The sequence below is a fragment of the Aminobacterium mobile DSM 12262 genome (assembly GCF_000526395.1).
Classification (GTDB): Bacteria; Synergistota; Synergistia; order Synergistales; family Aminobacteriaceae; genus Aminobacterium; species Aminobacterium mobile.
In genome coordinates this window covers 52,457-73,652 of the sequence record NZ_JAFZ01000002.1, presented here as the reverse complement: position 1 = coordinate 73,652, position 21,196 = coordinate 52,457, and the positions used below count along the sequence as shown (strand labels likewise).

Genomic DNA, 21,196 nt, shown 5'->3' with positions numbered 1-21,196 from the left:
CTGGTTAGACTGTAAAAGATTTGTGTGCGTACAGTATGAGGGCCGGTGGTTTTCCATCGGCCCTTTTTTATATTTATCACGGAGGTGAAAGGTTATAGCCAAGAGAGAAGAAGGGGAACCCCGCGTCAATGAGGAAATTACCGCGAGGGAAGTTCTGCTGATCGATGAAAACGGAGTAAAAATAGGTGTAACTGCTGTAGAAGAAGCTTTACGAATGGCTGAAGAAAGAGGGCTGGACCTTGTAGAGGTTGCTCCTCAGGCTAAAGTGCCTGTATGTCGCATTCTTGACTACGGTAAATATCGTTATCAGCAGCAGAAAAAAGAAAAGGATGCAAGAAAAAAACAAAAGGGCCAGACCTTGAAAGAGATGAAGATGCGCCCGAAAATTGATGAGCACGATTATGATTTTAAGGTTCGGGCTGTGCAGAATTTCTTGAAGAATGGGCATCGAGTAAAGGTCTCTGTCTTCTTCCGTGGTCGTGAGATGGCTTTCCTTGACAAGGGGCGGGAGGTTTTGGAGAGAGTGATTCGCGATTGCGAAGGCTTGGGGAAACATGAAGGTGAACCTCGAATGGAAGGCCGTTATATGAGGATAATGATTACTCCTGCAGGGCCGGTAAAGCCCAAGGAAGGGAGTAATAAACAGCCGAAAAAAGACCAGAACAATCAAAACACCGACAATCCGAACCAGGGTTCTTCCTCTGGAAAAACTGAATAAACGTTGGAGGATTATATTTCTTTATTGGAAGGGGGTATTTATTATGCCTAAATTGAAATCCCATTCTGGTGCGAAAAAAAGATTTACAGCTACAGGTACTGGAAAGTTTGCTTATAGGAAAAATGGAAGAGGGCACCTTTTGACAGGGAAGAGCAGAAGCAGAATTCGTCGTCTTCGTAAGGCTGGATATGTTTCTGATGCGTTGGCTACAGATATGAAACGGCTGCTTCCTTATAGCTAGGGGCAAGATGCATTCATAGATTTTAAAACTTTTAATAGATAGATTGAAAGAGGTGACATGCTATGCCTCGTGTTAAGGGTGGTAGCACAAGCAATAAGAAAAGAAAGAAACTTTTTGCCATTACAAAAGGATATTGGGGCAGAAAGAAAAATGTTTACAGAAGAGCACGAGAAGCTTTCCTTCATTCCCTTTCAAGGGCTTATGATGATCGTAAGATTAAGAAAAGAGAGTTTCGTCGTTTGTGGATTACTCGTATTAATGCTGCGGCACGTGCTCAGGGGATGTCATATAGCACCCTGATGAATGGGCTTAAGAAAGCCGGCATCTCTATCAATAGGAAGATGCTTTCTGAGTTGGCTATTAACGACATGCCAGCCTTTGTAAGATTGGTGGAGCAGGCTAGAGACGCTTTGGGGCTGTAATTTTGAAAACCTATAGTTCTCTCAGAGTAGAGAGGACCATTGTTGGAGGGTTCCTATCGCTAGTCGTGGTAGGAACCTTCCTTATATGGACCCTCAATATGGCGTGGGGGAAGCCTATAGCTTTTGTTGATGCTCTTTTTACGGCGACATCTGCTTTGTGTGTTACTGGGCTTTCTGTTGTGAATACTGGGCAGGACCTTTGTTTAGCCTCTCAGTGGGTTGTTTTGGCTCTGATACAACTTGGGGGGTTAGGGGTTATGACTGCCGCTACAGCTCTTCTTTTGCTGCTGCGGCAAAAGATAGGGATCCGTCAACGGCTCCTTTTTGCTGGAGGATTAGGTTTGGATACTCCCGCCGGAGCAGTTCGCCTTTTGATGAAAATACTTAAAATGACAATTCTCATAGAGGGGCTGTGCTGCATCCCTCTCTTTATTGCTTTTGTTAAAGACTATTCTCCAGTCCGAGCACTGTACCTCGCTATTTTTCACAGTATAAGTGCTTTCTGTAACGCAGGCTTTTCTCTTTTCTCCAACAGTTTGGAGGGGTATGCCAATACGTTTTGGGTTCCGGCGACTATTATGTTTCTTATTGTTTCTGGTGGTGCAGGTTTCCTTGTGTTATCTGGAGTTTGGCGATACACCACTCGGGGTGAAAGTTTAGCTCCTCATTGCCGTTTTGTTTTGGTTGTTACGGCAGGATTGATAACTGTTGGCACGACTCTTTTCCTTATTTCAGACTGGGATGGTGCGTTTCAAGGGCTGTCTCCTATTTTGAAAATTTGGAACGCTCTTTTCCAAAGTATTACTCCTCGTACAGCGGGATTTGATACAATTAATCAAGCGCAATTTTCTTCTTTGGGGTTATTTATAACGTGTTTGCTGATGATTATAGGAGCATCTCCTGGATCTACTGGTGGTGGCATAAAAACGACAACGTTTGGCTTGCTTGTGGTATCCACCTTTACAGAGTTGCGAGGAAAAAAACATGTTGTTCTGTGGAATAGGGCTGTTCCTATGGACAATATACGGCGGGCACTAACGCTTACGGTCCTTTATTTCGGTACAGTTTTGATGAGTTTAATTGCTCTATCTATAACAGAATCAGTTTCTTTCCATACCCTTATTTTTGAAGCTTTTTCCGCTATGGGGACAGTGGGCCTTTCGTTGGGTATCACTTCTTCCCTTTCTTCTATAGGTAAAATGATCCTTGTCTTGTTGATGTTCTGGGGACGGGTTGGTATCCTTACATTCATGTATGGCATAGTGAGTCATGAGACAAGAGATAATGTAAACTATGCTACAACGAATATACCGATAGGCTAGGAGGCTTGTTATGGCCGAAGAGCGAAAAATGATATTAGTAGTTGGTTTGGGGCGTTTTGGATTTTCTCTCTGCGAGAAACTGGCAGCATTGAATCAATATGTTGTAGGTGTTGATGCAAACCCTCTAAAGGTAGAAGAAGTGGCGGATATTATAGATTTAGCAGCTCAGTTGGATGCTACCGATGAAGACGCTCTCATAAAAGTAGGTGCTAAAGAGGCGGATATAGCAGTGATTACTATTGGAGAGAATGTGGAGGCTAGTATTTTGGCTACTACAATTATTAAAGGTTTTAATATCCCTCTCGTTGTAGCACGAGCCCAGACGGCTCTCCATGCAAGGGTGCTTTCCCGTGTTGGAGCCCATAGAGTCATATTCCCCGAGAGAGATATGGGGCAACGGGTAGCGGAACAGTTTGTTCATCCTTGGTTGACGAGTTTTTCTCAACTTCCCGGTGGGGACTATCTTGTGGGTGAAATTACTCCGCTTGCTGAGATGATAGGTAAGACCTTGGCAGAACAAGAATTTAGAAAAAAATATAATGCAATGGTGTTGCTTTTTGATAGGAAGGGGTCAAGATTCCTTCCTTCTGCCGATACAGTTGTTGAAAAGGATGACCGACTTTTGATAGCCGGTAAAAAGAAAGACCTGGATATACTGCTTGAAATTATTCAGGAAGAACGAAAAAGGGAGGGTAATGGGGCGTGAGTGAAATATACGATGACATTCAAAAGTGTAGAAAAGATTTCCTCGACCAGCTTAGACAGGCTCGAACGGCAGATGAGATACAGCAGATAAAGGTTCACTTCCTCGGTAAAAAAGGGAAAGTCACTGCTCTGTTGAAGACTCTTGGTTCGTTGCCTCCCGAGAAAAGGCCAGAAGTAGGACAGCTCGTTAATAAACTTAGAGATGAGTTGGAAGAAAATCTGGAATCGAGTAAGGTCTCTCTGGAAAAACGAGAAGCAGAGATTGCTGAAATGCAAGATCAGATAGATGTAACACTTCCTTCTCGAGGACGTTTATGGGGAAGCTTCCATCCAGTAGTTCAGGTTACTATGGATGTAATTAACATTCTTTCTGGTTTAGGGTTTTCAGTGGCTCTTGGTCCAGAGATAGAAGATGATTTTCATAATTTCGAGGCTCTGAACATTCCTTCTTATCACCCCGCTCGAGATATGCAGGATACGTTTTATTTTGATGACAAACACTTGCTTCGTACCCATACGTCTCCTGTGCAGGTTCGTTCCATGCTGAAATATGGAGCTCCACTGCGGATTATTTGCCCGGGGAAAGTATATCGTCGCGATAGTGACCCGACCCATTCTCCTATGTTCCATCAAGTAGAAGGACTTTTAGTAGACCGCGATGTCTCTATTGCAGACTTGAAAGGATGTCTAGAAGTTCTCATACGTAGTATTTTCGGCAGACCGTTGGCTGCTCGTTACCGGGCAAGTTATTTTCCCTTTACCGAGCCTTCTCTTGAACTAGACATAGAATGTATAGAGTGTTCTGGGAAAAATCCTCATTGTCGAATTTGTAAGGGAACTGGGTGGTTGGAAATTGGCGGACTTGGAATGATTCATCCTAACGTATTGAAAGCTGGCGGAATAGATCCATCAGTTTATAGTGGATTTGCTTGGGGAATGGGGCTTGATCGTATAGCTTTATTGAAGTACAAATTAACGGACCTCCGCGTACTTTTTGAAGGGAATGTTCCCTATCTTCTTTCCGGGAGGAATAAATCATGTTAATGTCCTGGAATTGGTTAAATAGTCTTGTTTCTATTCCTGCTTCATTAAAAGATGTAGCAGAAAAACTTACGGTAACTGGCTGTGAGATAGAAGGTATTACCTATCCCTGTGAAGAATTATCTGGAGTATGGGTTGCGAAAATTATATCCCTTAAACCTCATCCTAATAAAAGCTCTCTTTTTGTAGTTCAGTTGGATTATGGAAAAGGTGGAGCCTATTGTGTAACGGCTGCTACCAATCTTAAGGAGGGAGATTTGATTCCTTATGCTCCTCCGCAGGCAGTACTTGCCGACGGGACAGTGTTGTCTGAGCGAGATTTTGATGGGGTAGTGAGCCAGGGAATGATGCTTTCTGCCGAAGAAATTGGATTACCTGATATTGCTGATGAATTTGGCATTTTACGTTTGCCAGACGATGCTCCTGTAGGCGCAGACCTGAAAAAATATCTTCGATTAGACGATGCGGTCTTAGATGTTTCTGTAACGCCTAATCGAGGAGATTTACTCAGTGCACTTGGTATAGCTAGAGAAATTTATGCTCTTTTCCCCGATGCCGTAGGAAGGAAAAATATGAAAAATCGTCCCGATGAAGGACAACTTTGGCCGATGGATTTTCGTACACCTACTCTTAAAGACGGAGGGTGTCGCCGCTATCTTCTGGGGCTCGCTACAGATGTGAAAATAGGGCCGTCTCCACTGCCTATACGGATCCTTCTCTCTCTCATGGGGATGCGTCCGATTTCGAATGTTGTGGATGCGACTAATTTAGTAATGCTTCTTATGGGGCAACCTCTCCATGCTTTTGATTTAGACCGTTTGCCTGAACGGGAAATAACGGTGCGATCAGCGAAGGACGGAGAGTATATGACAACTCTTGATGGGAAAAAGCGTATGCTTGACTCGTTAGATCTCCTCATTACGAGTAACGGTGCTCCTATCGCTCTTGCTGGAGTCATGGGAGGGGAGAGCGCTGAAATTTGTGATACTACCAAAAACGTGGTTATAGAAAGTGCCAGTTTTGATCCTGTTCGAGTCAGTCGAACGTCTCGCCGCTTAGGGTTGAATAGCGAAGCGTCGTTCCGGTATGCTAGAGGAGTAGATCCAGAGCTTGTCTACCCAGCTATGGCTTGTGTTTTGTCTCTTCTAAAGAAGTGGGGGGCTGCTCATACAGAATGGAATGTGCTGGCGGCAACCAACGATATTCCAGCAAGCAGGGATGTCGCTTTAACGAGAGAGAAACTGCAAAGAATTTTGCTCTGGGATGATTTGGAAGAATCTTCTCGCATTCTTAATCGTTTGGGTTTTATAGAGAAAGAGAAGAAGGATAATATAAGAAAGTTTCAGGTCCCTTCGTATCGGCCTGATGTCTCCATAGAGGAAGATCTTGTGGAGGAAGTAGCTCGAATTCGGGGCTACAATGATATGCCAAGTCGTCTCCCTCGCAATATGAGTAGCCGGGGTGATCGTGGCGCTTTAATGGAACTTCGGTCTCATCTACGACAGATAGCTTTAGCTCGTGGGTATGTGGAAGTCATAACATATAGTTTCCTTCCTCCGTCCTATACCAAGTTTTTCTGTCTTTCAGAAGACGATAGAAGGGCTCATCTTTCTGCGCTCTCTAATCCTTTGAGCACAGAATTATCTGTTATGAGAACTTTTATGATACCTGGGCTCTTAAATGCGCTTGCTTCATCGTTACGTACCGGCTGGAGAGAGGCAGTGCGTATTTTTGAACAAGGACGGGTCTTCTTGCAAGATGCTGAAGCTGAGAGTGGCATAAAAGAAGAAGAACACATTGCCGGCCTCGTTTACCCTGGTCGAGATATAAGAAAAATTCACAAAGATAGTGATTTGGAAGATTTCCTTTCAGTTAAGGGAGATGTGGAGGCCATTATATCTAGTCGGGGGTACGCATGCCGTTTTATTCCTGGAACAGAGCCTTTTGGCCATTGTGGTCAGACGGCTCATGTTCTCGTTAACGGAAACAGAGTGGGATATTTGCTACGTCTTAAGCCTTCTCTGGAAAGAGAGCTCGATTTGGGATCTCCCATCTATGTTTTTGAGTTGGCGTTAGAGCCTCTTTTAACGGAACGCCAGCCTGTTTTTGTTGAAAACCCGCCTTATCCAGCGGTACATCGCGATATTTCTCTTATTGTCTCTCAGGAGAAATTAGCGGGTGATGTGGAGATGGAGATACGCAAGGCGGCAGGGGAACTATTATGGAACCTTCGACTCTTTGATGTTTATGTAGGGAAGGGTATCCCGGAAGGGACACGAAGTTTGGCTTTTTCTTTAGCCTACCGTAATCCAGCTCGTACCCTCAGTGATGAAGAAGTGGATGCTGTACATAATAAAGTTAGAGAAGAAATGGTTGTACAAGGCTATACCCTTCGATAATTTTGCAGAGAGAGGAATGGGGGTTATAGAATGGTAACGCTTAATTCCATAGAACAATTGGCTGGAAAGTTAGCAGAGTTTATTATTAAGCTTAAAGATGAGAATGAGCAGCTGAAAAAAGAAGCATCTCTGCTTCGAAATAAGGTTTCTGAAAAAGAATTAGAGCATATTAGGGAAACGAAAGAATTTCAGCGTAACATAGAATTGCTGGAACGAGAAAAAATGGCTCTTCAAAAAGATAAAGCGCAACTGGACAGTCAGGTCAAGAGCGTTTACGATAAGCTCAACGCTCTTCTTCCAGAAGAGTTGGAATCAGGGCGTAATTCTTAGTGGAGGAGTTGGATCCTTTGTCTATCCCTTTACGGGACGTAACTCTCAAAATAGGGAAACGGCAATATAATCTAAAGACAGCGCTTGATGAAGAAACGTATCGTCGGGTTCTCTCCTTGCTGAATGAAGCTGCCAATACTATAGGAACGGAGGTTGCCCAGGAGCATCTTTTGCTTCTGGTCAGCCTTCATCTTGCTTATTGTCTCGACCGCGTGGGAGTGTCTTTGCAGGAAGTTCTTCGAGAGGCTGAAGGAGACTCGGTTTCGTCATGAGCTTTGCTTTAGGTGTAGACGTCGCTGTTGCCATATTAATAGTGTTCTTTTGTCTTCGCGGGTTGTTTCGAGGTCTTTCAGGAGAGTTTTTTTCTCTTCTCGGGACAGTAGGCGGAGTTGTTTTGGCTTGGCGTTTTGCCCCAAGCGTAGCTACATGGTATCTGACTAAATGGCCTGGAAATCATTCTATAGTAATGATTCTTGCCATGGTGTTGTTTTTTCTTGTAGCAGTAGTGGCTAGTACTGTCCTTTGCCGTATTGTTCAGGCTTTCCTCCGCTGGACGGCCCTTTCTTTTGTGGATCGTATATTAGGCTCTATTGCCGGAGCTTTAAAAGCCATAGTTTTGGTCATGTTTCTCTATGCTATCCTTCTAGCTTTGTCCCCGTTCTTTTCTCTCCAATGGATGGAAAAAAGTATTTCTATGCGAGTTGCTTCTTCTGCTTGGCCGTATATCTATTCATTTTTTGAAGGAAGGAGCAACATGGAATATCATATGCAATATATTACAGGAGGGGAAAAACTCCCACATGAAAGTTCATAAGGACGTATGGCGCCTTCTCGAAATGGATAAGGTCCTTTCAAATTTTGCCTCAAATGTACGAAGTAATTTAGGACTCCAGACTCTAGCTCATTTGGCTCCTAGCGAGAATCTTGAAAATCTTTACCAACGACAAGAGCTCTTACGAGCGTATAGAGATTATGTAGACCGTAACGGGGATTTCCCTTGGACACAAAATGTAGATAGCGTTGAAGATCTTCTCTTATCGGCACGAAAAACGGGGCTTCTTTTGGGGAGAGAGCTTCTTTCCGTTCGTACTCTTTTGCTTCTTGCAGAAAAAATAAAGACAGCTCTTAGTTCTATTAAAGAAGAAGTTCCACCGTTTGGGGTGCTTTTGCGTAAAATTCGTGACTTTTCGCAGGAAATGAAGGCTCTTTCTGTTTTAGATGAGGATGGTAACCTTTTTGATTCAGCCTCACCGGATCTGTCTAGAATTAGGAAGAGTGAAGATTCTGTGCGGCAAACTATCCGCGCCCGCGCTCAGTCGATATTTTCAAACCCTCGGTTTAATTCTATGTTGCAGGAAAAGATTTTATCCTATCGTCAAAACCGCTTTACGGTTCTTGTTCGACAGGAGTTTGCTTCCCGATTCCCTGGAACTATTGTTGATCGTTCAGGATCAGGTAATTCAGTGTACATGGAACCTCGAAGTATGGCGGATCTGAACAGCCGCCTCGTTCTTCTTCTTCGAGACGAAGAAGAAGAGAAGCGAAGAATTCTTAGCGAGATCACAGCCCAGGTTCTTTCACGTGAGCGGGCTATTTTAGATGCAGAGAAGGTTCTTGGCCAAATAGATTTACTTTATGCTGTAACAACTGTTATGGACAAAAAAAAATGGAAGTTACCCTTATTGGCCGAGAAACCTCTTTTTGCTTTCCATTCATTGCTCCACCCCCTTTTAGGCGAGCATGGCGTTCCTCTTTCTATAGAATGCGGTCGGGATTTTCGCATATTAGTAGTTACTGGCCCTAATACAGGTGGGAAAACAGTGACTTTAAAGGCTGTAGGCGTTGGTACTATTCTTGCATGGTGCGGGTTGCCCATACCTGCCGAGGAAGGTTCTTTTGTGGGGAACCTCAATGCCGTATATGCTGATATTGGCGATGAACAGAGTATTGAACAAAACTTATCGACCTTTAGTTCCCATTTAAAAAATATAATCCATATTATCGAGGAAGCTGATAGTCATTCTCTTGTGTTGCTTGATGAGTTGGGGGCTGGGACTGATCCTCAGGAAGGGGCAGCTTTAGGAGTAGCATTACTTGACACAATGCGAGAAAAGAAGTGTGTAACCCTGGCGACGACTCACCACAACCCTATTAAAAGATATGCTTTAACGACGCAATATGTAGAAACGGCTAGTATGGAGTTTGATGCTGAGACTCTCGCTCCCACCTACCGCTTGTTAATGGGTATTCCCGGTCGAAGTAACGCCTTATATATTGCTGAACGGTATGGTATGCCTGTCGATGTCCTTGCGAAAGCTCGATTGGCTCTTAAAGAACAAGAAGTTTCGGTGGAAGATATTATAACAGATCTACAAGAACGAAAAGCTCATTTGGACACCGAACAGAAACAGATAGAGAAAGCCCGACAGGAGCTTGCGGTACGACGGGAAAAATTTCAGGAAAAAGAAGCTTGTTTTGAGCGACAGAAGGAACAAATTCTTTCGCAGGCTGAACAAAAGGCTACTTCTATATTGGTCGCAGCTGAAGAAGAGTCGCGACGTATGCTTCGGGCTCTTGATGAATCGGCCAAGTCTGCTGTGCAACGAGCATTGCACCCTAAACGAGAAAAAATTAGGGAGAAGAGAAAAGAGCTGGAGAAAAGAGAGGAGAAGAGGGCGCTTTTAAAGATGAAAAGTGAAGGGTTTCATCCCGAAGTTGGGGATACAGTAAAAATATCAGGAACAGATATTACTGGTACAATTGTTACTCTAAAAGGGAAAAAAGCTGAGGTTTTGGCAGGGGCCATTCGCATGGAAGTTCCTATAAGCACTTTAACTCGTGCCTCTAAACCAGCGAGGGAAGCCATGTTGCCTCCTTCCCCGAAGATAGTAAGGCCGGAAGGAGTACCAAACTCCCTTATGGTTCGTGGCATGACTGTAGATGAAGCAATGCCCCTCGTGGAAAAGTATTTGGACCAGGCCATGAGAGCGGGGTACGGGAGCGTGGAAATTATCCATGGCCGAGGAGAAGGAATTTTACGTCGGGAAGTACATACCCTTTGTGCCCATCTTAGTTATGTAGAAAATTATCGACTGGGGGGACCTGGCGAAGGCGGGTATGGGGTAACCATTATCACCTTTAAAAAATAGATATGTATTTGCATACAATAAAGAACGATCTGATACGTGGAAGTTGCGCGATTACCTGGTACGTGGTAATATTCTCGGCGTTCATTATGTGCCTGTAGCTCAGCGGATAGAGTATTGGCCTCCGGAGCCAAGGGTCTGGGGTTCGAATCCCCACAGGCACGCCATTGTAAATATAGAGCCGGGTTGTCGAGAAGGCAACTCGGCTCTTTTTATTGTATGTTATTGAAAGGATCTGATGATTTGAACGTCTTAACTTTTTCTGCTGCATTGCTGGTCTTTTCTGTTTTAGGTCTTGGGATTGCAGTTTCTAAAAAAGTAGGGAATGTTTCAGATTATACAGTGGCTGGGAAAAAAGCGGGTGTTTCAGGAGTTGTAGGGGTGATTATGGGGGCCTTAATGGGAGGAGCTTCTACTGTAGGTACAGTTCAAATGGCCTACAAATATGGTCTTTCTGCTTGGTGGTTTACACTTGGAGGCGGTGTAGGATGTATTATCCTTGGTCTAGGCTTCGCTTCCCGCCTGCGTGAGGCAAATGTAACGACAATCCCAGGTTTTTTGAAGAAAAACTACGGAATGTCTGTAAGCATTGTTTCCATGATTGCATCTTCCTTAGGCACTTATATTGCTATTGTTGCCCAGTTTCTTTCTGGAGTCGCCTTGCTGCAGAGTATCCTCCCTTTATCTCCATTTGTTTCATCGATGATAGTGGTATTTTTTGTTTTAGGCTTTCTCTATCTCGGGGGATTAAAGAGCTATAGCCTTATTGGCAAGGTGAAGATCATAATGCTTTTTCTTACTTTGGGATCGTCAGCAGCTTTGATTTTTATTCAAGGTGCTACGCCTCTTTGCCTGATAAAGAGCATGCCTTCGTCTCCCTTTTTCAATTTTTTCGGCGCAGGGATTTCGAAGGGGATTGGTGCCTTTTTTTCCACGATTGTCGGTGTTTTTTGCACGCAAATTTATCTCCAGGGAATTTTTGCTGCATCTGATCCTCAAGTAGCTCGTAGAGGGGCATTGCTTGCCGGCGTATTAATTCCACCTTTAGGTTTGATGGGGGTTTACATTGGCCTCTATATGCGAAGTATTGGAGGTAGTATAGACCCAGCTCACGCGTTGCCCATCTTTATTCGTCTTCATTTCCCACCTGTTGTTGGAGGCGTTTTTTTAGCTGGGATTTTTATTACAGTTGTCGGAGCTGCAGCAGGTCTCTCTTTTGGCGTCGCCACTAATTTAGTACAAGATTTCCTTAACAATATATCGTATATTTCACAAAGGATGAAGGGAGCGAAGGGACTCCTTTTAAGTCGTGCAACAGTTGCTGTTATTGTCGTTAGTGCAGCCTGTCTGGGAATTGTTTTTAGAGGCGACCTCATTTTAAATTGGAGCTATTTGAGCATGAGTTTACGGGGAGTAGGTACTTTTTTGCCTCTCATTGTGGCTCTCCTTTACCCTGGAGCGTTGTCTCCTTTCTGGGCTTTTCTATCTGCCATTGCTGGGTTAGGTGCTGCCCTTATGACCCCTCTTTTTTCCCATTCAGTAGAGCCGCTTTTTGTAGGACTTTTACTTTCAGGAATACTGACATTTGTAGGGCTATTTGTCGGGAGGTGAACTTTTTGAAACAGCACGTTTTCTTAAAGAAAATTGTAAGCTATGCTAAAAAGGAAGCAAAAGTTGTAATAGAGCCAAATCCTTTTCATATAGCGGGTGGGGGACAGCCTGGAGATACTGGACATCTTTATGGCGAAAATAATTTTGAAGCCACTGTCCTTGATTGTGTAAAAGATGGGAAAGAAATGATACTGCTTATTAAAGTCCGGCATGGCGAGCTGAAAGAGGGTGTCCCTGTAGACGTGGAGGTAGATATGGAGCGTCAGTGGCTTTTTTCTCGCATGCACTCTGGGGAGCACGTGCTTTCCCGGGCTTTGGAACGGGCATGGCCTGATTTGCATATTTACAAAGTGGCTATTGGGGCGGAGTTCTCAACAGTGTATCTTCGCTACCCCGGTGAACTTTCTTGGGAGATGCTTTTCCGAGCGGAGGACGAGGCAAACCTTGTCATCAAACAGAATCTCCCTGTAAATATTTCTTTCCTATCCCCTCAAGAGGCCATGAATATGAAAGAATTAAAGGCAAATTGGGAAAGAATCTCAGATGAGGAAACTATCAGAATTGTGACAATTCCAGATTTTGACACGATTGCATGTTCTGGCACTCACGTTACAAAAACATCTGAAATAGGGGGAGTTGTGATAGAGGGGTTCAGAGGTCACTCTCCTGAATGGGAATTTCGATTTTCTGTTCATGTAGAGGATGTTTTAAAAAGAGAAAGCCGAGCTGCGAGAATGTTGTTACGAGAAATTGGCTGTCCTTTAGATAAATTACAGGACGTATATAGACATCTGCAAGAGGAGAATAAAGCTTTTGTTAAGAAGATGGACAGACTAAGAGATTTTGTGGCTTTCCCATGGAAGGAAGAGAGGGTAGGAGGAGTGTCACTTTTTTGGTATGACGTATCTGGAATTCCAGAAGAGGTTGCTTCTTCAGCAGTAAGTCGCCTGTTAAAAGAACGGCCCGATATCACGTGTTTATTTCTCCTTTATGACCACGGGAAAGGGGGCAGCCAGTTTTTCTTAGGGGCAGGTGAAAAAGTAGAGGTAGATTTCCGCCTTTTCCTGCGGGATACCTCTGAATTAAAGGTACGGGGTGGAGGCCAGAAGAGTTGGGTCCGTGGCTACACTCTTTGCGAAGATCCATCTGTCTGGGTAGGTAAAATTATTGATTATATGATGTCACTTTAAATACATATAAAAAGAGAAGAAATGGAGACTGTCCTTCAACGAGACAGTCTCCATTTCTTTTATATTGGAGCTATTTTTAGTTAAAAGGTGGGCAGTTTCATCCCTACTTCTTTGTAATACTTTGCTGCGCCAGGATGTAGAGGGACAGAAACGCCATCAAGAGCAGTGTCCAGGGTGATCAACTGAGCTTTTGCGTGTACGGGACGTAACTCGTCAATATTATCCCAGAGAGCTTTAGTAACGCGGTAGATTAATTCCTCAGGAAGGTCTGCATCACAGACTAAAAGGGCCATAACAGCTGGAGTTTTAATATCTCTGTCTATTCCCTGGTAGGTACCAGCTGGAATAACACTTTTCACAAAGTACGGGAATTCCTTAACGAGTTTATCTGTAAAATTATCATTGAATTCTACAAGGTCTACATCATGTGTGGTAGCCAAATCCATTATTGAGGTTGTGGGATAACCGGCAACGACAAAACCTACGTCAAGCTGTCCATCTTTAAATCGTTGAGTTGTAATGTTGAAATCTAGAAAATCAGTTTGCATGTCGCTATATTTTATATCAGCTACATTCAGGATAGCAGAAACGTCGCCCTGTACACCAGAGCCAGGGGCGCCAACAGAAACTCTTTTCCCTTTCAGGTCCATAATATCTTTTACTCCGCTGCCTTTCAGGGTAATGCAGTGTACATGTTCGGGATAGAGAGAGGCCACGACTCGAATATTGTCATATGCACCTTTTTTGAAAGGGCCCATTCCCTTTGCAGCCCAATAAGCGATATCGTTTTGAGCGAAGACCATCTCAATTTGATGAGTGCCAAGAAGGTTAATATTAGCCACAGATGCGTTTCCTGTTTCGGATGTTACCTGAACATCACCAAGATGCCGAGTGAGAATATCCGCTATACCACCGCCTAAAGGATAATAAGTACCGCCTGTTCCACCAGTAGCGATGGAAACAAAGGTCTTCGCTGAAGCGGCGCCAGCGAAGACTGTCAACAAAAGACAAAATACAGTTACCAATATTAGTGTTCTTCTTGTCATTTTACACATTCCCCCTCAAAGAGTTTTTTCGGCTCCTTCCGCTTTGAATCTGATAAGGATAAACGCTTTAAAGAAAGTTTTGAATAACACCTCCTTTTACATTTTTCCTTACAAGTATACGGCTCTTCTGAAAGAGTATCAAGAATTGACTGCTTTTTATATCTAAAACTGAATTAATTCTTGCCAAACATAGATTTAGACGAAGAGCGTACCAAATATGCTATAGTAATAAAAGTACCTGAGAGGGGAGATGTTGGGGATGTTGTGGAAAAAGATATTTAATAATCAGGAAGAATTAATGACAGGAGAGGGAGGGGTTGCGGGGGGAAATATGGTAGGGGGGGATGTTACGGAAATGGATATTTGTACTCCTGTTGAGAATATCGATTTGGAATTGAATATTCACGTACATCTGAACGATGAGAATCAGGTTGGCCGTGCGGCTTTATTACTAGCTTCTACTACTACTCCGGAATCAGAAAACAGTCTCAAGAAAGAGCTGGCACAATATGGTTGGCGATCTGTTGCTACAGAAGTGGGGGGATTGGCAGGGGATTTGCCACAAAAAGTTACAAGGGCTTTAGTCGGAGCGTCATTAAATGCAGGGGTGGTTGAAAAATCCAGAAACGAAATGCATGCTCTTATGCACGCAGCAGTGGAAGCTCTGGAGGGCTTTATTACTGTAGGGATGCTTGAAGCCAGTGTGGGAGCGAAGATCGCGATAGTTCGTAACGATCGATGGATTGCTGTTGCAGTTATGGGAGATACTGCTTATCATGCAGTGGCTCATCATGAACGATGTGGGCTTGGAGTGATGCATATTTAAATCTCTGCTTGCATGTCTTTATTTCCTATGGTAAAGTTCGTATTTGTTCATGTAGAGAAATGTTTTTGGAGGTGCAACATAGATGAAAAAAGATATTCACCCTGAATATAAGGAATGTAAGGTTACCTGCGCTTGTGGAAATACCTTTGAAACTAGATCTACAGCTTCTGAAATCAGAGTTGGGGTATGTTCTGAGTGTCATCCTTTTTACACAGGTAAAAGAGGAAGCCGTGTTGCTTCCGAAGCTGGTCGTCTTGAGAGGTTCCGCAGGAAGTACGAAGGAATTAATTACGGTCAGCGAGAAGAAGGAAACGAGGAGTAGTAAGGGGGAGCACTGCTCCCCTTTTTTACATGACAGGAGTTGATGAATGTATGGCGTGTCAGGTAATTTTGCTCGGGCACACTCCTGATCCTGATCGTATTGTGGCAGCAGCGGCCCGTCTCTGTTATAGCGCTGTTCCAGCCTCTTCCATAATGGAGGAGCAAAATTCAGATTCTGTAGTATCTCTTATTACACATCTTCGAAAAAGCGGACATCTCTCGCCCTTGGAGCATGCTTCTTTTACATTCTCTTTAGACGGAATAAGTCGAGTGACGAGCCATCAGCTGGTTCGCCATCGCATTGCTAGTTACAGCCAAAGAAGTCAGCGTTATGTCTCTATGGTTGAACCTGATGTGGTCCTTCCACCAACTGTAGCAGCAGATAAAGAAGCGACCGATCTGTTTGTCCATCAGGTAGAAAGTGCGCATAATACCTATTTGGCACTTCTAAAGCGGGGTGTGCCGAAAGAAGATGCGCGATATATTTTACCCCATGGGTGGACTACCAGTTTGGTAATGACTATGAATGCCAGAGAGCTTTTACATTTCTTCTCTCTGCGACTTTGCCGTCGTGCCCAGTGGGAAATCCAAGAGCTGGCAAGGAAAATGCTTATAGAGGTTCGTCAAGTATCTCCCGTTATTTTTGCTCTTGCTGGACCTTCCTGTGTTGTCAATGGGGTGTGCGGAGAAGCACGCCCATGTGGAAAACCTTTCCGTTCCGTGGAGGAACTTCTCGAGGAGGAATAAACAGTTGCATTCTGAAAAGGATTCCCGCCCGTCTCTTTCCGGGAAAGATTCTCGAATGCCAGTAGGGGGACAGGCGGTTATAGAGGGAGTCCTCATGCGTGGCCCCAAAATGTGGGGGCTTGCTGTTCGTCAGCATGATGGCTCTATTGCGAGAGAGCATTGGGACGCTGTGGCGCGATCAGCACTCTTCCCTTGGAAATTGCCTATTCTTCGAGGGCTCGTTGTTATGTTTGAGATGTTGAAGATAGGGATACGAGCTTTAAATCGATCAGCTCAAATAGCGTTAGGCGAAGATGATACTATTACCCCGTTGGAATTTGCTGGGTCGATTTTAGTAGCCCTGGCTGCAGTGATTGTTTTTTTCGTTGCCCTTCCTGTGTGGTTTGCTCATTGGACGAGCGAGGCGTGGAATTTATCTTCAGTCGTGCGCAATATTATTGAGGGGTTTGTTCGGGGGGGATTTTTTGTAGCCTATGTAGCGGCGATTGGGATGTGGGAGGACATCCGGCAAGTTTTTCGTTATCATGGGGCTGAACATAAAACTATTAATGCTTTCGAATCTGGGTTTCCCATGACGCCGGATAATGTTATGTCCTGTTCCAGAATTCACCCTCGGTGTGGCACATCTTTTCTCTTGATTGTAGTGATAGTGAGTATTATAGTTTTTTCAATAGCAGGGCATGGAAGTCTTTTCTGGAAGATTTTCATGAGAATTTTGTTGTTACCAGTAGTTGTGGGGCTTTCTTATGAGATCATTCGGGCAGCTTCTTCTGTAAAAACGTTTGGGAAGATCATCTTGTGGCCTGCTTTGTCTTTTCAGTATCTCACGACACGGGAGCCGTCTCGCGAACAGGTAGAAGTAGCGATAGCAGCGCTTGAAGAGGCTCTTGGCAGGGTGTTTGATGATTATTCCGGAGGTGAAAGAAATAATGAATTTGGAGAATAAACTTGAAGAGTTAGAGCAAGCATATGTAGAACTAGAACGCCAGATGGCAATTCCGGCGATAGCCGCTAATCTTAAAGAGATACAGCAGTTAGCCCGAAAACATGCTCATTTGGAGCCATCTGTTTTGAAGTATCGAGAGTATAAGAAGGTTCAAGAGGATATAGAAGGGGCTAAGTCACTGCTTCATTCAGGTGATGCGGAGATGGAGGACTTGGCTAAAGAAGAAATAAAAGAGAAAGAAGCTCTTCTTGAAGAAATACAGAAAGAGCTTCATGTGTTGTTATTGCCTGTGGATCCTAACGATGAGAAGAGCGTTATTATGGAAATACGGGGAGGAGCAGGGGGAGAAGAAGCAGCCCTTTTTGCGGCAGATCTTTTCCGAATGTACAGCCGTTTCTGTGAGCGAGAGGGATGGAAAATAGAGGTTATCCAATCGAATGAAACGGGTATTGGTGGCCTTAAAGAAATTATATTTAGAATAGATGGACATGGCGCTTATAGTAAATTGAAATTTGATAGAGGCGTTCATCGAGTACAGAGAGTGCCGGTTACAGAGGCTGGGGGGCGCATTCATACTTCAACAGCTACCGTAGCCGTGTTGCCGGAAGTTGAGGCTGTAGATGTAGAGATTCGCACAGAAGATTTGAAGATAGATACATATCGTTCAAGTGGAGCGGGTGGTCAGCATGTTAATATGACAGATTCAGCTGTTCGTATCACTCACCTGCCTACGGGAATTGTTGTGACATGCCAGGATGAGCGCTCTCAAATTAAAAACAGAGCTAAAGCCATGGCATATCTGCGAGCCAAATTGTATGATATGGAAGAAGAGAAACAGTCGGAAGAGCTTGCGGAAGAGCGTCGCGACCAGATTGGATCGGGAGATCGATCAGAACGGATTAGAACATATAACTTTCCGCAAAACCGTATTACAGATCATAGAATTGGTTTAACTTTATACAAGCTGGATCAGTATCTTGATGGGGATATATACGAAATGATTGATGCTCTCACAATGGCGGATCAAACGGAGAAGCTGAAAAGACTTGAAAGTGCATAAATCTTTCATAGGTTGCTCTCTTGAACAAACAAAAGAGAGTATTGTTGCGATTTTACAAGAAGCAGGCTTCCCCAATCCGCTTAACGAGGCAGAATGGATTCTTTGTTCTTTGAAAAAAATAACCAGAGGAGAGCTCCTTGCCTGTGAACGGGAGATATTTATTTCAGAAGAAGAGGGGTTCCTATTAGAATCTATGGTGGATAGGAGACTCCAACATGAGCCATTGCAGTATATAATGGGATATGAGGGGTTTTGGGGGCGGAATTTTTTAGTAGGTGCGGGATGTCTTATTCCACGGCCAGAAACAGAGCTTCTTGTGGAAGAAGCTTTGAGTCTTTTTTCTGGAGGTTGCTTTTTAGATTGGGGGACAGGGAGTGGCTGTATTGCCGCTACTATCCTTCTGGAACGCCCCGATTCTCGGGGGATAGCTGCAGATGTAAGCCCGCAAGCCCTCTTTTGGGCTTGGAGAAATTTACGTAATTATCACGTCCTTCATCGATGTCTTTTATGGCATACTCAAATACCAGAAGATATTCCTATCTCTGAAGGGAGTTTGGATATAGTTATTAGTAATCCACCTTATATCCCAACTGCCATAATAGGTAATCTTATGGAAGAAGTGTCCCGATATGAGCCGAGAAATGCTCTGGATGGCGGTATTGACGGACTTTCTTTCTATTATATGTTGTTAGCCATAGCGCCTCAATGGCTTAAACGTGGAGGATTTGTAATTGTAGAGGTAGGGGATGATCAACAAGCAGAACATTTGGCCTCTTTGTCGGTAGATCATCTCCGTTTTTCTCACTTAAAGAAGGACCATAATGGTCTCTATCGCATCGCTGTTTGGTGTCGTGTATAATGACCCAGGTGATCTATGGGGATCATATATTATTTATTCCATTTCAGGATAGAGCTGAGGAGGAGATGTTGGTATGGAAAAAAGAGAGCTCGTGATCATCGGAGCTGGCCCTGCTGGTTTGACTTCCGCTATTTATGGTCGTAGGGCTGGGCTTGATGTGCTTCTTATCGAAAAAGGAGTTGCCGGTGGTCAGATTAATATCACAGCGGAAATTGAGAACTGGCCAGGAGTTGTTCATGCTTCCGGGCAGGAGCTTGGAAATATGTTCCGTGAACATGCTGAGAAATTTAACACAGAGTTCCGAGATGCCGAAGTTCAGAAGATCGAGGTTCGCGATGGAGCTAAAGTGGTAGTAACAGATAAAGGAGAAATAGAAGCCGAGGCGGTTATTTTTGCTACAGGTGCTTATTTCCGTCGGCTGGGCTGTGAGGGGGAGGCAGAGCGCATTGGGGCTGGTGTCAGCTATTGTGCCGTTTGCGACGGAGCCTTCTTTGAAGATCAGGTTATAGCTGTTGTAGGTGGTGGAAATACGGCGGTAGAGGAAGCAAATTATCTTACCACTTTTGCGTCTAAGGTTTACATTATCCATCGCCGTGACGAGTTCAGAGCGGATAGAGCTGCTATTGCCAGAACCTTGGCTAATCCTAAAATAGAGCCTATTTGGAACAGTGTTGTTGAAAAAATCGAAGGCGATGGCATGGTTGAAAATCTAGTGCTGAAGAACGTGAAGACAGGTAAAATTTCTGATCTTCCCGTAGCAGGGGTTTTCGTTTTTGTAGGCCAGGCTCCTCACGATGAGTGTATTCGTGGACTCGTAGAGGCCAAAAAAGGCGGTTGGATTGTAACCAACGACAACATGGAGACTTCTGTAGAGGGTATCTTTGCTGCCGGAGACGTTCGAGATAAGGGGCTCCGACAGGTAGTTACTGCTGCTGCTGATGGTGCTGTTGCGGCCATGACTGCATCTGCATATATTAATGAGCAGGTTCACCTTCGATCTACTCTTTTGGACCCTGAAAGAGTGGTGGCTTTCTTCTATTCGAGCATTGATGAAACACAGGTCCGGCTCTCCAATGAAGTGGAAGAAATGAGTAAAAAGACAGGGAAAAAGGTTGCCCTGATAGACGGATACCGCAATGCCAGAATGGTAGGGAAACTAGCATTGGAGAAGATGCCCGTAGTCGTAGAACTGAAAAAAGGAGTCGTTGCTTCTAAGAAGGTTGTTTCTTCCGTTTCTGAAATCTCTGAACTCCTGAAATAGCCTCTTGTCCTTAGTAAAGGGAAGGTGGGTCTATCTGCCTTCCCTTTTATCTCATGGGGGGAGAAAAGAATGATAGTTACGGTTACGCTGAATCCCGCTGTAGATGAGGAGTTTGTCGTTTCGGAGTTTCGACCTGGCGGATGGTTCCGTTCCCGAAATGCTATTAGAACCCCCGGCGGCAAGGGGATTAACGTTTCCATGATGTTAGGACAACTTGGATACGAGTCAGCCGCTATGGGATTCCTTGCTGGTTTTAATGGTGCTTATATACGAGATGCATTGCGACGAGAGAGGCTCACTACGAATTTTGTGCACGTCAAGGGTGAGACTCGTACAAATGTTTATATTATTGATGAAACGGGACATGTAGAAACAGGCTTATCCGAACCCGGCCCTTATATTCCTGAAGAAGCTTATGATCGTTTCCTTCGAAATTTCGAGAGGATGCTTCAACGGACTCGACTCCTCGTTTTAGGGGGATCCTTACCTCCTGGTATTCCTCAAGACGTTTATGGGGTTCTCATCCGCATGGCGAAAGAGTTTAATATCCCAACCATAGTAGATGCCGCTGGTCCTTCCCTACAGTCAGCCCTTGAGGCTGGACCTACAATAGCAAAAATTGATCATCGTTTTATGTCAAGAATGTCGGGAATATCCCTTACCTCTCTAGACAATATAATAGAGGTTGTTTCGAAACTTCATGACCAAGGGGTGGAATGGGCAGTTACATCGTATCATGTCTATGGAGACGTGTTTTTTACACCTCAGGGTATATATTTAGCAGTGTCCGATCGTCGTTCTATTCTCTCTCTCTTTGCGACAGCTGATGCTCTTATAACAGGTCTTATAGTTGGAGGGGAAGAAAGGATGGCTGTAGAGGATCGCATTCGATTCGCCATGGCATGTGCATGGGAAGATGCTATGCATGTAGAAAAAGGTTTTACAAGTCGAGAGGCTATTGAGGCATTGATGCCACGCGTTCAACTAGAGCGTCTTGAATAGGGA

At 44.2% G+C, this 21,196-nt stretch carries 22 protein-coding genes and 1 tRNA gene; 22 read left to right on the top strand and 1 reads right to left on the bottom strand.

Annotation, left to right across the window (positions count from 1 at the left end):
* The first annotated feature begins 94 nt into the window (after positions 1-94).
* The 14 genes from infC (at position 95) to K360_RS10695 (ending at position 13,125) form a co-directional block, all read left to right on the top strand.
* Positions 95-718, top strand: a complete 624-nt coding sequence (infC, locus tag K360_RS0107130; RefSeq protein WP_024822476.1) for a translation initiation factor IF-3 — start codon at positions 95-97, stop codon at positions 716-718.
* Between the two features lie 43 nt (positions 719-761).
* Positions 762-959 (top strand): 50S ribosomal protein L35, encoded by a 198-nt coding sequence (gene rpmI, locus K360_RS0107125; RefSeq protein WP_024822475.1) that lies wholly within the window; start codon positions 762-764, stop codon positions 957-959.
* Between the two features lie 62 nt (positions 960-1,021).
* A complete protein-coding gene (gene rplT, locus K360_RS0107120; RefSeq protein WP_024822474.1) occupies positions 1,022-1,381 on the top strand; it encodes a 50S ribosomal protein L20 in 360 nt (119 codons plus the stop codon).
* A 2-nt stretch (positions 1,382-1,383) separates the two neighbouring features.
* Positions 1,384-2,703 carry a TrkH family potassium uptake protein gene (locus K360_RS0107115; RefSeq protein WP_024822473.1) on the top strand — a complete coding sequence of 440 codons (1,320 nt, stop codon included), beginning with the start codon at positions 1,384-1,386 and terminating at the stop codon, positions 2,701-2,703.
* A gap of 10 nt (positions 2,704-2,713) precedes the next feature.
* Complete coding sequence (locus K360_RS0107110) at positions 2,714-3,409, top strand: potassium channel family protein (RefSeq protein WP_024822472.1); 696 nt, start codon at positions 2,714-2,716, stop codon at positions 3,407-3,409.
* The gene (gene pheS, locus K360_RS0107105; protein WP_024822471.1) at positions 3,406-4,452 is read left to right on the top strand and encodes a phenylalanine--tRNA ligase subunit alpha; all 1,047 of its coding nucleotides are present in this window, start codon (positions 3,406-3,408) and stop codon (positions 4,450-4,452) included. The genes K360_RS0107110 and pheS overlap by 4 nt, the downstream gene beginning before the upstream one ends.
* Entirely contained in the window at positions 4,446-6,848 is a 2,403-nt protein-coding gene (gene pheT, locus K360_RS0107100; RefSeq protein ID WP_024822470.1) for a phenylalanine--tRNA ligase subunit beta, read from the top strand. Before pheS ends, pheT begins: the two co-directional genes overlap by 7 nt.
* Before the next feature lie 30 nt (positions 6,849-6,878).
* Positions 6,879-7,178, top strand: coding sequence for a hypothetical protein (locus tag K360_RS0107095; protein ID WP_024822469.1), 300 nt, complete (start codon positions 6,879-6,881; stop codon positions 7,176-7,178).
* A gap of 17 nt (positions 7,179-7,195) precedes the next feature.
* A complete protein-coding gene (gene zapA, locus K360_RS0107090) occupies positions 7,196-7,450 on the top strand; it encodes a cell division protein ZapA (protein ID WP_024822468.1) in 255 nt (84 codons plus the stop codon).
* Positions 7,447-7,992: a CvpA family protein gene (locus K360_RS0107085; protein ID WP_024822467.1), complete on the top strand. Its 546-nt coding sequence runs from the start codon at positions 7,447-7,449 to the stop codon at positions 7,990-7,992. Before zapA ends, K360_RS0107085 begins: the two co-directional genes overlap by 4 nt.
* Positions 7,979-10,327 (top strand): endonuclease MutS2, encoded by a 2,349-nt coding sequence (locus K360_RS0107080; RefSeq protein WP_024822466.1) that lies wholly within the window; start codon positions 7,979-7,981, stop codon positions 10,325-10,327. Before K360_RS0107085 ends, K360_RS0107080 begins: the two co-directional genes overlap by 14 nt.
* Before the next feature lie 88 nt (positions 10,328-10,415).
* Positions 10,416-10,491: transfer RNA gene (locus K360_RS0107075), tRNA-Arg, on the top strand.
* 76 nt (positions 10,492-10,567) lie between these two features.
* Positions 10,568-11,935 (top strand): sodium:solute symporter family protein, encoded by a 1,368-nt coding sequence (locus tag K360_RS0107070; RefSeq protein WP_034326918.1) that lies wholly within the window; start codon positions 10,568-10,570, stop codon positions 11,933-11,935.
* Positions 11,936-11,940: 5 nt separating this feature from the next.
* Positions 11,941-13,125 (top strand): alanyl-tRNA editing protein, encoded by a 1,185-nt coding sequence (locus K360_RS10695; RefSeq protein WP_024822464.1) that lies wholly within the window; start codon positions 11,941-11,943, stop codon positions 13,123-13,125.
* 80 nt (positions 13,126-13,205) lie between these two features.
* Here the strand turns inward: K360_RS10695 and K360_RS0107060 are convergent, their stop codons facing one another.
* Positions 13,206-14,171 carry a TAXI family TRAP transporter solute-binding subunit gene (locus tag K360_RS0107060; RefSeq protein ID WP_024822463.1) on the bottom strand — a complete coding sequence of 322 codons (966 nt, stop codon included), beginning with the start codon at positions 14,169-14,171 and terminating at the stop codon, positions 13,206-13,208.
* A 259-nt stretch (positions 14,172-14,430) separates the two neighbouring features.
* Here K360_RS0107060 and K360_RS0107055 point away from each other — a divergent pair, with 259 nt between their 5' ends.
* From K360_RS0107055 to K360_RS0107020, 8 genes are all read left to right on the top strand, one after another.
* Complete coding sequence (locus tag K360_RS0107055) at positions 14,431-14,997, top strand: HutP family protein (RefSeq protein WP_024822462.1); 567 nt, start codon at positions 14,431-14,433, stop codon at positions 14,995-14,997.
* A gap of 82 nt (positions 14,998-15,079) precedes the next feature.
* Complete coding sequence (gene rpmE, locus K360_RS0107050) at positions 15,080-15,319, top strand: 50S ribosomal protein L31 (protein WP_024822461.1); 240 nt, start codon at positions 15,080-15,082, stop codon at positions 15,317-15,319.
* A 50-nt stretch (positions 15,320-15,369) separates the two neighbouring features.
* Positions 15,370-16,065, top strand: a complete 696-nt coding sequence (gene thyX / locus K360_RS0107045; RefSeq protein ID WP_024822460.1) for an FAD-dependent thymidylate synthase — start codon at positions 15,370-15,372, stop codon at positions 16,063-16,065.
* Between the two features lie 4 nt (positions 16,066-16,069).
* Positions 16,070-17,011 (top strand): DUF1385 domain-containing protein, encoded by a 942-nt coding sequence (locus K360_RS0107040; RefSeq protein WP_024822459.1) that lies wholly within the window; start codon positions 16,070-16,072, stop codon positions 17,009-17,011.
* Entirely contained in the window at positions 16,995-18,071 is a 1,077-nt protein-coding gene (prfA, locus tag K360_RS0107035; protein WP_024822458.1) for a peptide chain release factor 1, read from the top strand. Before K360_RS0107040 ends, prfA begins: the two co-directional genes overlap by 17 nt.
* Positions 18,064-18,930, top strand: a complete 867-nt coding sequence (gene prmC / locus K360_RS0107030) for a peptide chain release factor N(5)-glutamine methyltransferase (RefSeq protein ID WP_245587105.1) — start codon at positions 18,064-18,066, stop codon at positions 18,928-18,930. The genes prfA and prmC overlap by 8 nt, the downstream gene beginning before the upstream one ends.
* Positions 18,931-19,003: 73 nt before the next feature.
* The gene (gene trxB, locus K360_RS0107025) at positions 19,004-20,191 is read left to right on the top strand and encodes a thioredoxin-disulfide reductase (protein ID WP_024822456.1); all 1,188 of its coding nucleotides are present in this window, start codon (positions 19,004-19,006) and stop codon (positions 20,189-20,191) included.
* A 69-nt stretch (positions 20,192-20,260) separates the two neighbouring features.
* Positions 20,261-21,193, top strand: a complete 933-nt coding sequence (locus K360_RS0107020) for a 1-phosphofructokinase family hexose kinase (protein ID WP_024822455.1) — start codon at positions 20,261-20,263, stop codon at positions 21,191-21,193.
* Positions 21,194-21,196 lie beyond the last annotated feature (3 nt).

Excerpts from the sequence above, each read along its gene's own strand:
- rpmI (WP_024822475.1), top strand. The coding sequence starts at position 762 with ATGCCTAAATTGAAATCCCATTCTGGTGCGAAAAAAAGATTTACAGCT.
- rplT (WP_024822474.1), top strand. The coding sequence starts at position 1,022 with ATGCCTCGTGTTAAGGGTGGTAGCACAAGCAATAAGAAAAGAAAGAAA.
- K360_RS0107110 (WP_024822472.1), top strand. The coding sequence starts at position 2,714 with ATGGCCGAAGAGCGAAAAATGATATTAGTAGTTGGTTTGGGGCGTTTT.
- pheT (WP_024822470.1), top strand. The coding sequence starts at position 4,446 with ATGTTAATGTCCTGGAATTGGTTAAATAGTCTTGTTTCTATTCCTGCT.
- K360_RS0107095 (WP_024822469.1), top strand. The coding sequence starts at position 6,879 with ATGGTAACGCTTAATTCCATAGAACAATTGGCTGGAAAGTTAGCAGAG.
- K360_RS0107085 (WP_024822467.1), top strand. The coding sequence starts at position 7,447 with ATGAGCTTTGCTTTAGGTGTAGACGTCGCTGTTGCCATATTAATAGTG.
- K360_RS0107080 (WP_024822466.1), top strand. The coding sequence starts at position 7,979 with ATGAAAGTTCATAAGGACGTATGGCGCCTTCTCGAAATGGATAAGGTC.
- K360_RS0107060 (WP_024822463.1), bottom strand. The coding sequence starts at position 14,171 with ATGACAAGAAGAACACTAATATTGGTAACTGTATTTTGTCTTTTGTTG.
- K360_RS0107055 (WP_024822462.1), top strand. The coding sequence starts at position 14,431 with ATGTTGTGGAAAAAGATATTTAATAATCAGGAAGAATTAATGACAGGA.
- rpmE (WP_024822461.1), top strand. The coding sequence starts at position 15,080 with ATGAAAAAAGATATTCACCCTGAATATAAGGAATGTAAGGTTACCTGC.
- thyX (WP_024822460.1), top strand. The coding sequence starts at position 15,370 with ATGGCGTGTCAGGTAATTTTGCTCGGGCACACTCCTGATCCTGATCGT.
- prfA (WP_024822458.1), top strand. The coding sequence starts at position 16,995 with ATGAATTTGGAGAATAAACTTGAAGAGTTAGAGCAAGCATATGTAGAA.
- trxB (WP_024822456.1), top strand. The coding sequence starts at position 19,004 with ATGGAAAAAAGAGAGCTCGTGATCATCGGAGCTGGCCCTGCTGGTTTG.
- K360_RS0107020 (WP_024822455.1), top strand. The coding sequence starts at position 20,261 with ATGATAGTTACGGTTACGCTGAATCCCGCTGTAGATGAGGAGTTTGTC.